The organism is Humibacillus sp. DSM 29435 (genome assembly GCF_001758225.1).
Taxonomy (GTDB): Bacteria; Actinomycetota; Actinomycetes; order Actinomycetales; family Dermatophilaceae; genus DSM-29435.
Window position 1 is genome coordinate 53,558 of sequence record NZ_MAST01000054.1, and the last position, 13,892, is coordinate 67,449.

General features: G+C 67.1%; 13 protein-coding genes. 10 read left to right on the forward strand and 3 right to left on the reverse strand.

Annotation, left to right across the window (positions count from 1 at the left end; translation table 11 throughout):
- Nucleotides 1–108: 108 nt before the first annotated feature.
- Together dnaN and BA895_RS22360 are read right to left on the reverse strand one after the other, a co-directional pair.
- Complete coding sequence (gene dnaN / locus BA895_RS22355) at nt 109–1,236, reverse strand: DNA polymerase III subunit beta (protein WP_070194105.1); 1,128 nt, start codon at nt 1,234–1,236, stop codon at nt 109–111.
- Between the two features lie 571 nt (nt 1,237–1,807).
- Complete coding sequence (locus tag BA895_RS22360; RefSeq protein WP_070194106.1) at nt 1,808–2,554, reverse strand: TetR/AcrR family transcriptional regulator; 747 nt, start codon at nt 2,552–2,554, stop codon at nt 1,808–1,810.
- 127 nt (nt 2,555–2,681) lie between these two features.
- On the opposite strand from BA895_RS22360, the gene BA895_RS22365 reads away from it, so the two are divergent.
- Nucleotides 2,682–3,740: an NAD-dependent epimerase/dehydratase family protein gene (locus tag BA895_RS22365; RefSeq protein WP_070194198.1), complete on the forward strand. Its 1,059-nt coding sequence runs from the start codon at nt 2,682–2,684 to the stop codon at nt 3,738–3,740.
- On the opposite strand, the gene dnaA is transcribed toward BA895_RS22365, so the two are convergent.
- A complete protein-coding gene (dnaA, locus tag BA895_RS22370; protein ID WP_070194107.1) occupies nt 3,709–5,280 on the reverse strand; it encodes a chromosomal replication initiator protein DnaA in 1,572 nt (523 codons plus the stop codon). The two genes, BA895_RS22365 and dnaA, sit on opposite strands and share 32 nt — an antisense overlap.
- Nucleotides 5,281–5,819: 539 nt before the next feature.
- Here dnaA and rpmH point away from each other — a divergent pair.
- The 9 genes from rpmH to BA895_RS22415 all read left to right on the forward strand — a co-directional run bounded on the left by rpmH (nt 5,820) and on the right by BA895_RS22415 (nt 13,887).
- Nucleotides 5,820–5,957, forward strand: coding sequence for a 50S ribosomal protein L34 (gene rpmH, locus BA895_RS22375; protein WP_070194199.1), 138 nt, complete (start codon nt 5,820–5,822; stop codon nt 5,955–5,957).
- Between the two features lie 26 nt (nt 5,958–5,983).
- Nucleotides 5,984–6,334 (forward strand): ribonuclease P protein component, encoded by a 351-nt coding sequence (gene rnpA / locus BA895_RS22380; RefSeq protein WP_070194108.1) that lies wholly within the window; start codon nt 5,984–5,986, stop codon nt 6,332–6,334.
- Nucleotides 6,331–6,813: a membrane protein insertion efficiency factor YidD gene (gene yidD, locus BA895_RS25010; protein WP_371327747.1), complete on the forward strand. Its 483-nt coding sequence runs from the start codon at nt 6,331–6,333 to the stop codon at nt 6,811–6,813. The genes rnpA and yidD overlap by 4 nt, the downstream gene beginning before the upstream one ends.
- On the forward strand, nt 6,810–8,081 hold the full coding sequence (gene yidC, locus BA895_RS22390) for a membrane protein insertase YidC (RefSeq protein ID WP_083283685.1): 1,272 nt from the start codon (nt 6,810–6,812) through the stop codon (nt 8,079–8,081). The genes yidD and yidC overlap by 4 nt, the downstream gene beginning before the upstream one ends.
- 343 nt (nt 8,082–8,424) lie before the next feature.
- Nucleotides 8,425–9,099 (forward strand): R3H domain-containing nucleic acid-binding protein, encoded by a 675-nt coding sequence (locus BA895_RS22395; RefSeq protein WP_083283701.1) that lies wholly within the window; start codon nt 8,425–8,427, stop codon nt 9,097–9,099.
- A 123-nt stretch (nt 9,100–9,222) separates the two neighbouring features.
- Nucleotides 9,223–10,038 (forward strand): 16S rRNA (guanine(527)-N(7))-methyltransferase RsmG, encoded by an 816-nt coding sequence (gene rsmG / locus BA895_RS22400; protein WP_070194109.1) that lies wholly within the window; start codon nt 9,223–9,225, stop codon nt 10,036–10,038.
- A gap of 531 nt (nt 10,039–10,569) precedes the next feature.
- Nucleotides 10,570–11,595, forward strand: coding sequence for a ParA family protein (locus BA895_RS24685; RefSeq protein ID WP_305778076.1), 1,026 nt, complete (start codon nt 10,570–10,572; stop codon nt 11,593–11,595).
- A gap of 202 nt (nt 11,596–11,797) precedes the next feature.
- Entirely contained in the window at nt 11,798–13,021 is a 1,224-nt protein-coding gene (locus BA895_RS22410) for a ParB/RepB/Spo0J family partition protein (protein WP_070194110.1), read from the forward strand.
- A 5-nt stretch (nt 13,022–13,026) separates the two neighbouring features.
- Nucleotides 13,027–13,887 carry an Fpg/Nei family DNA glycosylase gene (locus tag BA895_RS22415; protein ID WP_070194111.1) on the forward strand — a complete coding sequence of 287 codons (861 nt, stop codon included), beginning with the start codon at nt 13,027–13,029 and terminating at the stop codon, nt 13,885–13,887.
- Nucleotides 13,888–13,892 lie beyond the last annotated feature (5 nt).

Sequence of the window (13,892 nt, forward strand, 5' to 3'; positions counted from 1 at the left end):
CGGGGGACGAGCGGACGAGTTCGAGGCTAGCCCAGCCCGGCCGCTGCGCGTGCGACCCGCCGGATCGGAGCTGACGACAGACGAGCACAGACGGGGAGAGGACCAGCCCTAGCTGGCGAAACGGACGGGCATGAGCACGTACCGGTAGGAGCTGTCGGCCTCGGAGTCGACCTCGGCCTGACCCGTCAACACGGCGGGGCGACTCGGCTGCGTGAAGGAGAGCCGGCTGTAGGCCGTACCCACGGCGTGCAGGCCATCGAGCAGGAACTGGGGGTTGAACGCGATCTGGATCTCTGGCCCGGTCAACGTCGACTCGAGCGCCTCCGAGGCCTGGGCGTCGTCGCCGGTACCGGCCTCGATGAAGACCTGACCGTCGGTGAACTTCAGCAGCACCGGCGTGTTCCGCTCGGCAACGAGGGCGACCCGCTTGACGGCCTCCTCGAGGGCGGCCGTCTCGATGACAGCCTCGGTGTCGACCGAGCTGGGAAAGATCGAGGTGACCTTCGGGTACTCGCCGTCGAGCAGGCGGGTGGTGGTGCGTCGTCGGCCCGCCTCGAAGCCGACGAGGCCGTCGCTCCCGTTGCCCAACGCCAGCTCGACCGAGCCGGCCGCGCCGAGCGCCTTGGCCGTGTCGGAGAGCTGACGCGCCGGGATGAGCGCGACGTGGCTGGCGTCGGTTGCCGACGGGTTCCAGGTCAGCTCGCGCATCGCCAGGCGGTACCGGTCGGTGGCGAGCAGGGTGACCTTCTCGCCGTCGATCTCCATGCGAACCCCGGTGAGGATCGGCAACGTGTCGCCGCGGTCGGCCGCGATCGCCACCTGGGCCACGGCCTGGGTGAAGACGTCACCGGCGATGGTGCCGCTGAGGTCGGGGGCCACGGGCAGGGTCGGGTATTCGGCCACCGGCATCTCGCGCAGGCTGAACCGCGAGCTGCCACAGGTGACGTTCACCTTCGTGCCGTCGGCCTCGACGTCGATCGGCCGGTTCGGCAGGTTTCGGGAGATGTCAGCAAGCAGCCGTCCGAGCACGAGCACCGTGCCCGCCTCGGCGACGTCGGCTGGGATCGTGACCTTTGCCGAGACCTCGTAGTCGAACGCCGACAGTGTGAGCGAGCCTTCTTCGTCGGCTTGGATCAGCACACCGGCGAGCACCGGAACCGGGGGCCGCGCGGGCAGACCACGTGCCACCCAGGTCACGGCCTCAGCCAGGACGTCACGCTCTACCCGAAACTTCACGGTGGACTCACTTCACGACGGACGGCGGTAAGGACAGGTGGGGATCAGACCCTATCCGTTGCCAGGGATGCGCACCACCAGGGTCTTCGCCGCGCGGTGGGGCCGTTGAGGAGGTCTTGTGTGCCGGTTTGGGTATCGGCGAACCGCTGCCAGCTGGTGTCACCCGGTTTCGTTGTCGGGGCTCGCCATCATCTATGGAGTCTCGTAGTCGTCATCGGTGGTGTGGACACTGGGGAGAACTGCCATCGCCGCAGGTGGGCAGGCGAGTCGCTTGATGCTTCGGCTGTGGACAACTCGAGGAGCTCGGGCCGCGTCGGTGGATGCCGTTCTAGCCGTCCCGCGTCGTCCACAGCGGGAACCCGTCTTGTGCACGTTTGCAAGGCCGTTGTGCACCGTCGTCCACAGCTGTTGTGGATAACTGTGCGCCGTGCTTGGCGGCCGAGGGACGGTGTCGGCTATGGACGAAACCGTTGATTAGGCGCTAAACGACCAAGTTATCCACAGCGAGCGTCAACAGGTCGTGGACGGATCGGTTGAATCTCAGCAAGACTCCCGTTCGGTCACGGACTGGTCACGCTGTGAACACAGCTGTGGACAAACCTGTGGACGGCTGTGCAGGTAGAAGAATCAACGACCCAGCCACGTCGAGCTGCAGCCCGAAGAGTGCGGCGGCATCCGGCACCGGCCCCAGCTGCAGGAAGACCTCGCTCGTCACCGCCCCGAGCAGCAGGGTCCAGGCCGAGAGGCTCCGGGCCAGCATCGTCGCCCCGATCGTCACCTCGGCGAAGAAGGGGTCGTCGAGCATCGCGCCCACGGCCCGGGCCGCCTCGGGTGAGGGGGCGAGCAGCACGAGGCGGTGCTGGTCGGCGGCGTCTTGCACCAGCCTCAGCAGCAGCGCCAGCACCTGCGTGCCGGCCTCGACGGTGCTTTCGTCCGGGGCCTCGTAGTCGGGCACGGGGGAGCCGTAGATCAGGGCGAAGTCGTGGGGTCGATCCAGCGCCCAGCGGCGCAGGGCGAGCCCGATAGCGACCCATCGCCCGTCAAGATCGGTCGGGTCGACGGCGTCGTGCGCGGCCTGCACCGCCGCTGCCAGGGAGCGGTAGGAGTCGACGATGAGCCGTGTCAGCAGGTCGTCACGGCTGTCCACGTAGCGGTAGAGGCCGGAGCTGACCATGCCGAGGTCGCGCGCGATGGCCCGCAGGCTGAGGGCCGCGGCTCCCTCGATGGCCAGGTGCTCACGGGCGACGCGAAGGATCTCCGCTTCGGTCTGCGCCCTCTGTCGGGCCCGCTTGCCGAGGGGCTGGTCGGTGATGGCCATGCACTCGAGCCTGTCACACGATGCGCACGTCCGGGCTCAAGAGTGAGCACCGCTCTTGATTCTTCTGCGTCGTCGTGTCACTCTTCTAATGTGAGCGATGCTCACTTTCCTACTCAAGGAGATCACCATGAGCCATCACCTCGTTCTCGGCGCAGGCGGTATCGGCCGCGCCACCACCTCTGCGCTCGTCGAGCGCGGACACACGGTCACGCTCGCCTCGCGCTCCGGGCGGGTCACCGACCGACCCTGGGAGGCCACCTCGCCCGGTGCCGTGACGGTCGTTGCTGCCGATGCCACGCACGCCGACCGGTTGACCGAGCTCGCCACTGGCGCGGCGACCATCGTCAACGCCGTCAACCCACCGAGCTACACCGCGTGGGACGCCGACTGGCCGCCGATCGCGGCCGCCATCCTCACGGCGGCCGAGCGCAGCGGCGCCGGCCTGGTCATCATCGGCAACCTCTACGGCTACGGAGAGGTAGACGCCCCGATGACCGAGCAGACACCGCTCGGTGCCACCGAACACAAGGGCCGGCTACGGAACGCGATGTGGACCGACGCACTCGCGCTGCACCGGCTGGGCCGCATCCGGGTGACCGAACTGCGCTCGAGCGACTACTTCGGCCCCGGGGCCACCCCGATGACGAGCGTGCTCGGCGAGGTCGTCATCGACCGGGTCGGGGCCGGGCGGCTCGCGGTCATGCCGGTCGGGCGCACCGACGTGCCGCACTCCTTCACCTACATTCCCGACGTCGGTGACTTCGCCGCTCGGGTGGCCATCGCTGGTGAGACGGATGCCGGTGAGACGGATGCCGGAACGGGCGGAGAGAGCGTGTGGGGCCGACCCTGGCATGTGCCCACCGCCCCGGCCCGGTCCATCGCTGCTGCGGCCGACGACGTAGCCCGCCTCACGGGCCGCCGTCGCAGTCGGGTGGTGGCGCTCCCCCGCCCGATCGGCAGTGCGCTCGGCGCCGTCGTGCCCTTCCTGCGAGAGATGCGCGAGACACGGCACCAGTTCGAGCGGCCGTTCGTGCTCGACTCCAGCCAGGCCGAACGCGCCTTCGCAGTGACGCCCACCCCGTGGGAGGGGGCACTCACGGCGACCATTGTCGACCGGTGCGGGTCAACGAGCCGCGCACCGAAAGCAGGAGGGGTCAGTGCGACTGCTGGCGGATCCGGTTGGTGAGCTCGGTGACCTGGTTGTAGATGGCCCGCTTCTCGCTCATCAGCTCACGGATCTTCTTGTTCGCGTGCATGACGGTGGTGTGGTCACGCCCTCCGAACAGCTGGCCGATCTTGGGCAGTGAGAGGTCGGTCATCTCACGGCAGAGGTACATCGCGATCTGGCGGGCGGTGACGAGCTGGCGTGAACGCGACGAACCGCAGAGGTCGTCCATGGTCACGGAGTAGTAGCCCGCTGTGACGGCCATGATCGTCGCCGCCGTCACCTGGTTGGGCGTCTCGTTCGGGAGCACGTCCTTGAGCACGATCTCGGCGAGCGGCAGGTCGATCGGCTGCCGGTTGAGGTTGCTGAACGCCGTCACCCGGATCAGCGCACCTTCGAGCTCTCGGATGTTGGTGCTGAAGTTCGTGGCGATGTACTCGAGCACGTCGTCGGGCACCGACATGCGGTCCTGGATGGCCTTCTTGCGCAGGATCGCGATGCGGGTCTCGAGGTCGGGGGGTTGCACATCGGTGAGCAGGCCGGACTCGAAGCGGGTGCGCATCCGGTCTTCGAAGCCTGAGAGCTCCTTGGGCGGCAGGTCGCTCGTGATGACGATCTGCTTGTTCGCGTTGTGCAGCGTGTTGAAGGTGTGGAAGAACTCCTCCTGGGTCTGCAGCTTGCCCTGGAGGAACTGGATGTCATCGATGAGCAGCACGTCGACGTTGCGGTAGCGGGCCTGGAAGGCGCTCGCCTTGTCATCGCGGATGCTGTTGATGAAGTCGTTGGTGAACTCCTCGGAGTTGACGTAGCGCACCCGCACGTTCGGGAACATCGAACGGGCGTAGTGACCGATCGCGTGCAGCAGGTGCGTCTTGCCCAGCCCGGACTCTCCGTAGACGAACAGGGGGTTGTACGCCTTGGCCGGCGCCTCGGCGACGGCGACCGCCGCCGCGTGCGCGAACCGGTTGCTCGCTCCGATGACGAAGGTGTCGAAGTTGTACTTCGGGTTGAGGCGCGTATCGCCCGTCATCGGGGGCTCGAACCGATGGCGCGAAGGCCCGCTCTCACCGCCGCCGTAGTGGTCGTCGAGGTCGGCGCCGTTGAGGTCGGGTGCGCTGTCGGCGAGGTCGCGCAACGGGTCGCGTCGAAGATCGGAGGGGTGCTCTCCCCGCCAGTACGGGGAGTCGGCTTCGGGCGAGCCCCGTCGAGCCGACGTTGGGAACGGGTGGCCCTGGCCCGTAGGCGCCCAGCGCTCACCGGCCGTTCCGTCGGTCATCGGGTCGGCGCTCAGCTCGCCCAGGGCCTCGTCGACCGTGACCGCCAGCTGCACGTGCTCGCCGAGCTCGGAGCGCAGGGCGTCGAGCACCAGATCGCGCACCTTCGTCTCGAGGAACTCCTTGGTGAAAGCGTTCGGCGCCTTCACCAGAGCGGTCTCATCGAGCACGCCGACCAGACGACAGAGGCGCACGAAGGCCAGGTCTCGAGCCGAGACCCCAGCGGTGTCAAGCGTGTGGAGGGTCTGCTTCCAGACATGGACATAGTCGACATCCCTGTCTGTCACCTGGTCACCTGTTCCCGACTTGCCACGAAATGGAATCGTCCTGCACGCAGTGTGATGCAGTCTGGGGACGCACCATGGGCCCTTGTCCACATCTTTGTCCACACCCTGTGTACGGGCGGATGGATCGGGGGGCGAAGGCAAAACCTAACAAGTCAGCGGCACCCTGACAACCGGGAGCGGGTAGAAAGGCGACGACCGCTCGGCGTGTCGGATTGCTTTGCCTGACCAGAGGACCACAGTGGTGCGGTTGTCTCACGCGCGACTGCACCCCACGGGTTTGACCCTTGTTCGCGGGCTCCCGTATCGTGGACTACGGCTGTCTGCGACCCCTCTCGCATGCCCATGGCGCTATCCGCTTCGCCTGCACCCGTCGGTGAGATCTTCGTGATCCCACGTTCAGACAGTGCATGGCGCCGCGGTGGGTCTCCACGGGCTTGCCGACCGTGGTCGCCGACGATCCACCCTCTCACCACCAGCCCAGTACGCGGGAGACCGCGCGACGCACCGTCGCCGGCCGCCAGAACCCATCGGAGAACCTCGTGAGCAAGCGCACCTTCCAGCCGAACAACCGCCGCCGGGCCAAGACGCACGGCTTCCGTCTGCGGATGCGCACGCGCGCCGGCCGCTCGATCCTCGCCGGCCGTCGTCGCAAGGGTCGCGCCGAGCTCTCGGCCTGAGCCGACCGGCCAGCGACGGCACCGACGTGCTTCCGGCACGTCACCGCATCCGCGAACGAGCCGACTTCACGGCGGTGGTTCGAGGTAGCGGTGCCCGCAGGGCCGGTGGCCGACTGATGGTTGTTCATGCCAACCGACCTGCTGCACGCACGGAGCTCCCCCCGCGCGTGGGTTTCGTCGTGTCCAAAGCGGTGGGCAACGCAGTGGTGCGTGGCCGCACCAAGCGGCGACTCCGCGCCATCGCGGCCACTCGGCTCAGCGGCATCCCGGCTGGCCTCGATATCGTCGTTCGGGCCCAACCCAGCGCCGCCCAGGCCGACTTCGACGAGCTGAGTGACGCGTTCGGGCGAGCGCTCGAGAAGGTGTGCCGGTCGTGACGGTCAACTCCGTTCTCGCTTCGCCCCTGGTGCTCGGGGTGAAGATCTACCAACGCGTCTTCTCTCCGATGAGCTCGCCGAGCTGCCGCTTCTACCCCAGCTGCTCCTCGTACGCCGTCACGGCGCTGGTGCGTTTCGGACCACTACGGGGCACCTGGCTCGCGCTGCGACGCATTGGTCGCTGCAACCCATGGAACCCGGGAGGCGTCGATCCCGTTCCACAGACATGGGCCGCGCGTGGTGACGTGCGTCCCGAGGACTTTCGGCCCAGCGGCAGCCTCGAGCCGGGCCCGCACTCCGGTTCGGGCTCGCTGTCGAACCTGACGTCGCAGCACGCCCCCCTGTTCGACAGCACCATCGACGCATTGGTCGACGACATGCCCGACACGGCCGCAGGTGCCACCACCATCGGGCATGATTGCCGGTCAGTGGTGCACAGCGAGCGGACCACGCACCAGACGACAGAGGAACTACGTTGATCGACTTCTTCAACACCGTGCTCTACCCGATCAAACTCGGCGAAGCGTGGGTCATGTACGCGTGGCACTGGCTCTTCGACGCGATCGGCCTGCCCACAGGGGTGGCCTGGGCGCTGTCGATCGTCGGCCTCACGGTGGTCGTCCGGATGCTGCTGATCCCGCTGTTCGTCAAGCAGATCCACTCCTCGCGGCGGATGCAGCTGATTCAGCCCGAGATGCAGAAGATCCAGAAGAAGTACAAGGGCAAGCGCGACCCGGAGTCCCAGAAGGCCCAGCAGGCCGAGATGATGGACCTCTACCGTCGCACGGGCACCAACCCGTTCAGCAGCTGTCTGCCCATCCTGATCCAGAGCCCGTTCTTCTTCGCCCTCTTCCAGCTGCTCAACAACCTTCGGGGGCAGGCGGAGGGCATCAAGGAAGGCATCGGCCCGCTCACCAACGAGGTGGCCAAGGTCATCGAGGGCTCCACCGTCTTCGGGGCTCGGCTCAGTGACGCCTTCCTCTCGAGCCCGGACCTCAACGTCAAGATCTTCTCGGGCGTGCTCATCGTCATGATGTCGGCGACCACGTTCACGACGCAGTACCAGCTGATGCGCAAGAACATGCCGGCCGCTTCGCTCGACAACCCCTTCGCGAAGCAGCAGAAGGTGCTCCTCTACCTGATGCCGTTCTTCTTCCTCATCTCGGGCATCAACTTCCCGATCGGCGTGCTCATCTACTGGCTGACGACCAACCTCTGGACCATGGGTCAGCAGTTCTACGTCATCCGCAACATGCCGGCTCCCGGTTCGGCCGCCGAGCAGGCACAGCGCGACCGGATGAAGCGCAAGGGCAAGACGATGAAGGAACTGGTCGTTCCCGGCCTCTCCTCCTCGACCGACGCGGCCGACGACGCGATCGACGACGACGCGCCCAAGTCGGGTCAGCGCCAACAGCCCAAGGGCAAGAAGCGCGCCAAGACCCAGCCGAAGGGCGGCGTCGCTGCAGGTGCAGCAGACCCGGCCGGCGCCGGTTCGGCCACCGACGGTTCGCCGCGTGCCGACGCCGACGTGACGGGTGCTGCGACGCCCACCACGACATCCGCGACGACACCCGCATCGGCCTCGGCCGCGAAGGGCAGTCTCGGCGCGACCGCTCCCGTGCATTCGAACGTCAGTTCTACGGCCCGCACCGCCACCGGGGACGCCCCGAAGAAGACGAGACAGAACCCGAACGCGGGCCGGGCGAAGAAGCCGGCCAAGAACCGTCCCGGCTCACCGCAGCGCTGACAGCGGGCGGTCAGCCGACGGCCCGGTTCGCGCCCATCAGGCTCTTCTGACCAGTCGCCTCGTACCGAACGCCTCACAACAGCTCACAGCACCACTATCGAGACTCCATCCACATCAGCTTCATCTGGCGAAAAGCCTCTGACCTGCAGGAACTTAGGTTATCCACAGGTATGCACAGGCTTATGAACAAGGGAGAACAGCCATGAGCGACACGCAGGCCTTGGACACGACGTCCACCACCGGGCCCCTTCCAGTGCCCCTTGACGACGTGACGAACGATTCCGTGTCGGTGAGCGCTGAGGTCACCGCGGAGTCGACCAGGCAGGAGTCGGAGCCCGAAGGGATGGGTGCGCGGTCGCCTCTCGACCCGACGAGCGAGGCCGGTGGGGTGCCCACTGAGGTCGACCAGGAGACCACGAGCCTGGCTGCCCCGCAGGGCGAGACTCCCGACGTCGCGGACAGTGAGTCGGACGGTGAGTCGGACGGTGAGTCGGAACGGTCCCAGAGCCCGGAGGAGGGTGACGAGGGCGGTACCCGCAAGAAGTCACGCGTTCGGCAGCTGGAGCGCGAGGGTGAGGTGGCCGCGGACTTCCTAGAGACCTTGCTTGACATTGCCGATCTCGACGGAGACATCGATGTCGACGTCGATGGCGACCGTGCCGCGATTGCCATCGTCGACTCCGAAGAGGGCCGGGTTCCCCGCCGTCTCGTCGGAACGGACGGCAAGGTGTTGGAGGCGCTGCAGGAGCTGACCCGGTTGGCCGTTCAGGTAGAGACCGGCGAGCGCAGCCGGTTGATGCTCGACATTGCGGGCCACCGTGCCGAACGACGCTCGGCACTGGTGCGGCTGGCCGAGCTGTCCATCGCCGAGGTGAAGAGCTCCGGCGAGAAGGTGAGTCTCGAGCCGATGTCAGCCTTCGAACGCAAGGTCGTGCACGACGAGGTGTCTGCCTCGGGACTGGTTTCGGAATCCGAGGGCGTGGATCCGCACCGCCACATCGTGATCCTTCCCAGTTGACGCGCCTGTTTCACGTGAAACGCGTTGACCTGCAGCGTGCAACGCCACGGTGCGGCCGCCGCAGAGTGAGTGCCGACCGGGTAGGCGCGAGAGCCCGCGCCGCGCGGGCGACGTCGATGCCCGATGGCTGACGAAGCGCAGGGAGGGCCGGCAGCGCCGGTCGCTCCGGCCACTCCAGCCCAGGCGTTGGCGATCTTCGGCGACCGGCTGGCCTTGGCTGAGCAGTTCGTGGCCATTCTGGCGGACACGGGAATTGCGCACGGCTTGATCGGGCCGCGTGAGGCCCCGCGTTTGTGGGACCGCCACGTGCTCAACTGTGCGGTCGCGCATCGTGCCATTGCCGGCTCCCCAGCCGGCTCACGGCAGCAGGTCGCCGACGTCGGCTCAGGCGCGGGCCTGCCGGGACTGGCGCTCGCGATCGCTCGACCTGACCTCGAGATTCACCTGATCGAACCCTTGACCCGTCGGACCGGCTGGCTTTCTGGCACCATCGCCACCCTGGGGATCGACAACGCCATCGTGCATACTGCGCGAGCGGAGTCGATGTGGGATCGGCTCTCCGTGCCTTACGTGACGGCGCGTGCCGTCAGTGGCATTGTTCAGCTGGCGGCCTGGACGCTGCCCCTGCTGGCGCCTGGAGGGAGCCTGCTGGCGCTCAAGGGCTCTCGCGCCGAGAGCGAGCTGGCCACGAACCAGGCGGCTCTGAGGCAGATGGGTGTGGTTGACTCATCGGTCGAGATCTTGGGTCAGGAACTGGCTGACCCCACCACCATCATCCGCCTGACCATTGGGTCCAGCGTGGATCGGCGACGGTTCGCCAAGCAGCCCAGCAGCAGTGCTGGCTCGGCTCGGCGTCGGATGGATCGTCCGGGTGGTTCGCGTTCCTCCTCCCACACCGACCGTCCCAGCAGAGGAGCTCGCGGTGCCCCTCATGAATGAGATGTCCTCGGTAGAAGCGCCCGAACCGGTCACGACTTCGCACGACGGCCAGAGGCCGGCATCCGGCCACAGATCCCGAAGGGGTTGAAACCTGTGACGATGGCAAGAGGCCTCGGCTGGTTGGCAGAACCCGCACCCGTTGAGCGGCAGACGCGCCTCGGCTGGGTGGGTGGCGGCGCGGTTTCACGTGAAACGTCGCTACCTGAGACAGTCGCCGAGGCGCCCGACGAGACAGGTGGGCCTGTGGACAAGCATGTGGAGGACGGGCGGCCATCGGCACGCTTTGTGCGTGAACTCGCACCGGTGCACGTTGGGGACAAGGTTGTGGACAACGCCCTGAAGGTCGAGTCGAGGGCGGCCAGGGTCGAAGCCGATCAGGACCAGGTCGGTGGAGGCCTGCGGCCTGAGAGCGCGGACGACGCTGTTTCCAGTAGCCGCGCCCTGACGACCGGGCCGCCGGCTGCCAGGGGTTCGGTTCCCGAATCGGAGGCCGCGGGAAGTGATCATGCCGAGGCACCGACGGCACCGGCTGTGCTCCCACCTCAGCCCACTGCGGCACCGGAGACTCCCGGAGATCAGACCCAGGCGTACGCGGCGGAGACGGGCAACCCGTCCGCGGGAGCGGAGCGTGCCGAACAGGCTCGATCGCGTGACCGCAACGCGCTGGCAGCCACCATCCCCACTCCGGGCGACGACACCCCTCTCGGTCGCGATCTCGCTGACAGCACGCGACGTCGGATCCAGCTGACGGGGCGGGTGTTCCCGAAGCCGGTGTCACCGCGGGTGCTCACCGTGGCCAACCAGAAAGGCGGGGTGGGGAAGACGACGACAACCGTGAACATCGCCGCCGCCATGGCCCAGGGCGGCCTGCAGGTGCTCGTGGTCGACCTTGACCCGCAAGGGAACGCCAGTACGGCGCTGGGGATCGACCACCATGCCGACGTGCCGTCGGTCTACGACGTTCTGGTCGAGGGGCGCTCACTGTTGGAGGTGGTGCAGCCCTGTGCCACGGTGGACGGACTGTTCTGCGCACCGGCGACCATCGATCTGGCCGGAGCCGAGATCGAGCTCGTGTCCTTGGTCGCTCGTGAGTCCCGCCTGAACCGCGCGCTGCTCGCAGCCACCGCCGAGGGCCACGCGTTCGACTACATCCTCATCGACTGTCCTCCGAGTCTCGGACTGCTCACGGTCAACGCGATGGTGGCGTCGAGCGAGATCTTCATCCCGATCCAGTGCGAGTACTACGCTCTTGAGGGCCTGTCTCAGCTACTGAAGAACATCGACCTGATCAAGGCGCACCTCAACCCTTTGCTGCACGTCTCGACCATCCTCCTGACCATGTATGACGCCCGCACCCGTCTGTCGGCCCAGGTGGCTCAAGAGGTGCGCGAGCATTTCCCGACCGAGGTACTGAGCGCAGCGGTGCCCAGATCCGTTCGCGTGTCGGAGGCGCCCAGCTTCGGCGAGACGGTGATGACCTACGACCCGTCGAGCAGCGGCGCCCTGGCCTACCTCGAGGCTGCAGGCGAGATCGCGGACCGTGGAGCACGACGGTAGTCGAGGATTGGACCTCGACTGCGGGTGTTTCACGTGAAACGCCTAGGTAAGTTTCACGTGAAACGCAGCGCGTCGTAGGTGGGACCCGTTGAGTGCTCCTGGTCGGCGTGTAGCTGGACCCGACCGGAGGTGAGCAACACCTCGGTCCTACACTGACCGCTGGGCACGCAACAGCGTGTTCGTCTACGCAAGGGGACAGTTGATGGCGGAGAAGCGTCGGGCACTAGGTCGTGGACTGGGGGCTCTGATTCCCAGCGCCCCGCCGGCGGGTGGGGAGCGGCCGGTCGACGTGTTCTTCCGGGAACGTCGACCGGAAGTGGGCACCCCCCATCCCTCACAGTCTGGCGGTGACGAACCAGACCGGGGTCTCACACCGCGTTCGTTCGTTCCGGGAACACCAGAACCCGAGCCTTCGCTTGCAGAGGCGGATGCGATCCACGGTGAACACGGTGAACACGGTGAACAGGGTGACGATCCTGACCACGGTGACGCTATGGACGAGCGCGGCCGGTCATATTCGACGGCTCAGACCGGTTTGGCCCCCGTGCCTGGCGCTGAGTTCGCCGAGATCGACATCGCCTCGATCACCCCCAACCCCAAACAGCCCCGCACGGTCTTCGACGAGGACCAGATGGCCGAGCTGGTGCACTCAGTGCGCGAGATCGGCATCCTTCAGCCGATCGTGGTCCGCCGCATCGTCGCGGGAGCGGAACCCGCCGGTAGCAGACCCGTCGGCCTTGGTGACGACGCTGAGCACGAGACGGCCGCCCCGGCTCCTCGCTTTGAGCTGATCATGGGCGAACGGCGCTGGCGGGCTGCGCAGCTGGCGGGCCTCGAGTCCGTTCCGGCCATCATCAAGGACACCCACGACGACCACCTGCTGCGCGATGCTCTCCTGGAGAACCTGCACCGCAGCCAGTTGAACGCGCTCGAGGAAGCAGCGGCCTACCAACAGCTGCTCGACGACTTCGGCTGTTCGCACGATGATCTCGCCACCCGTATCGGCCGCTCCCGGCCGCAGATCTCGAACACGCTCCGGCTGCTCAAGCTGCCCCCTCTGGTGCAGCGCCGAGTTGCCGCCGGGGTGCTCAGTGCCGGCCATGCGCGGGCCCTGCTGGGGATGGCTGACGGTGGCGCCATGGAGCGAATGGCCCAGCGGATAGTGGCGGAGGGGCTGTCGGTTCGAACGGTCGAGGAGCTGGTCTCGCTCGGAGACGACGAGACACCACCTCGGGCGCGGCGGCCACGAGCCGGGGCCCATCACCCCCAGCTCGACGACTACACCACTCATCTCGCCGACCACCTGGAGACCCGCGTCAACATTGCCCTGGGGCAGCGCCGGGGCAAGATCACGGTCGACTTCGCGTCAATGGACGATCTCCAGCGGATTCTGGCCCTCATGGGCCTCGACGGTCAGGCGCACTAGCCACCGTGCCGGAGGGTCACACCATCCATGCGCTCGCTGATCGTCTCGGGGGCGCCTTCGGCGGGCACGTCGTAGCGGCCTCGAGCCCGCAGGGCCGCTTCTCCGAGGAGGCCCGACGACTCGACGGCGAGGTGGTCGACGAGGCTGCCGCCGTTGGTAAGCACCTGTTCGTATCGATGGGCGACGAGAGGTTGCACGTTCATCTTGGGCTGATCGGGTCGTTCGTCGTGAAACCGCTGAGCGGGCTGGAGCCTCCTCCCGCAAGGGGGGCCCTTCGACTGCGGCTGCTCACGGAGAACCACGTCGCTGACCTTCGAGGACCCATCGTCTGTGAGCTCGTGGATGCTGAACGCCGTGAGGCCATCGAGACGAGGCTCGGGCCTGACCCTCTCGACCCGACGTCAGACCCTGATCGGTCGTGGTCTCGAATTCGACTGAGGCGCAAGACAATTGCCGAGCTTCTCATGGACCAGGCCATCGTGGCAGGAGTAGGCAACGTCTACCGGTGCGAGGTACTGCACCGACACCGCGTCAACCCCTTCACCACCGGCACCCAGCTGCGCCAGTCGACATGGCAGGCCCTCTGGGACGACCTGTTGAGACTCATGCCACTCGGAGTCGCCTTCTCCCAGATCCTGACCATGGAGGACCAGGTGACGCAGGCCGAGGCGATGATGCAGGACGGTTCGGCCGCCGCCATCACCAGGGCATCGACCGGCGAGCGGCTGGGTGGCCACTTCGAGCGTCGGTTCGCCGTCTACAAGCGCGCCGGAGAAGCCTGCCTCCGGTGCTCGAAACGTCTGCGTGACAAGGAGATCGCGGGTCGGCGCCTGTACTGGTGCCCGAGCTGCCAGAGGCGCCGGTAGTGGTC

Excerpts from the sequence above, each read along its gene's own strand:
- BA895_RS22360 (WP_070194106.1), bottom strand. The coding sequence starts at position 2,554 with ATGGCCATCACCGACCAGCCCCTCGGCAAGCGGGCCCGACAGAGGGCG.
- BA895_RS22365 (WP_070194198.1), top strand. The coding sequence starts at position 2,682 with ATGAGCCATCACCTCGTTCTCGGCGCAGGCGGTATCGGCCGCGCCACC.
- BA895_RS22395 (WP_083283701.1), top strand. The coding sequence starts at position 8,425 with ATGGGTGCGCGGTCGCCTCTCGACCCGACGAGCGAGGCCGGTGGGGTG.
- rsmG (WP_070194109.1), top strand. The coding sequence starts at position 9,223 with ATGGCTGACGAAGCGCAGGGAGGGCCGGCAGCGCCGGTCGCTCCGGCC.
- BA895_RS22410 (WP_070194110.1), top strand. The coding sequence starts at position 11,798 with ATGGCGGAGAAGCGTCGGGCACTAGGTCGTGGACTGGGGGCTCTGATT.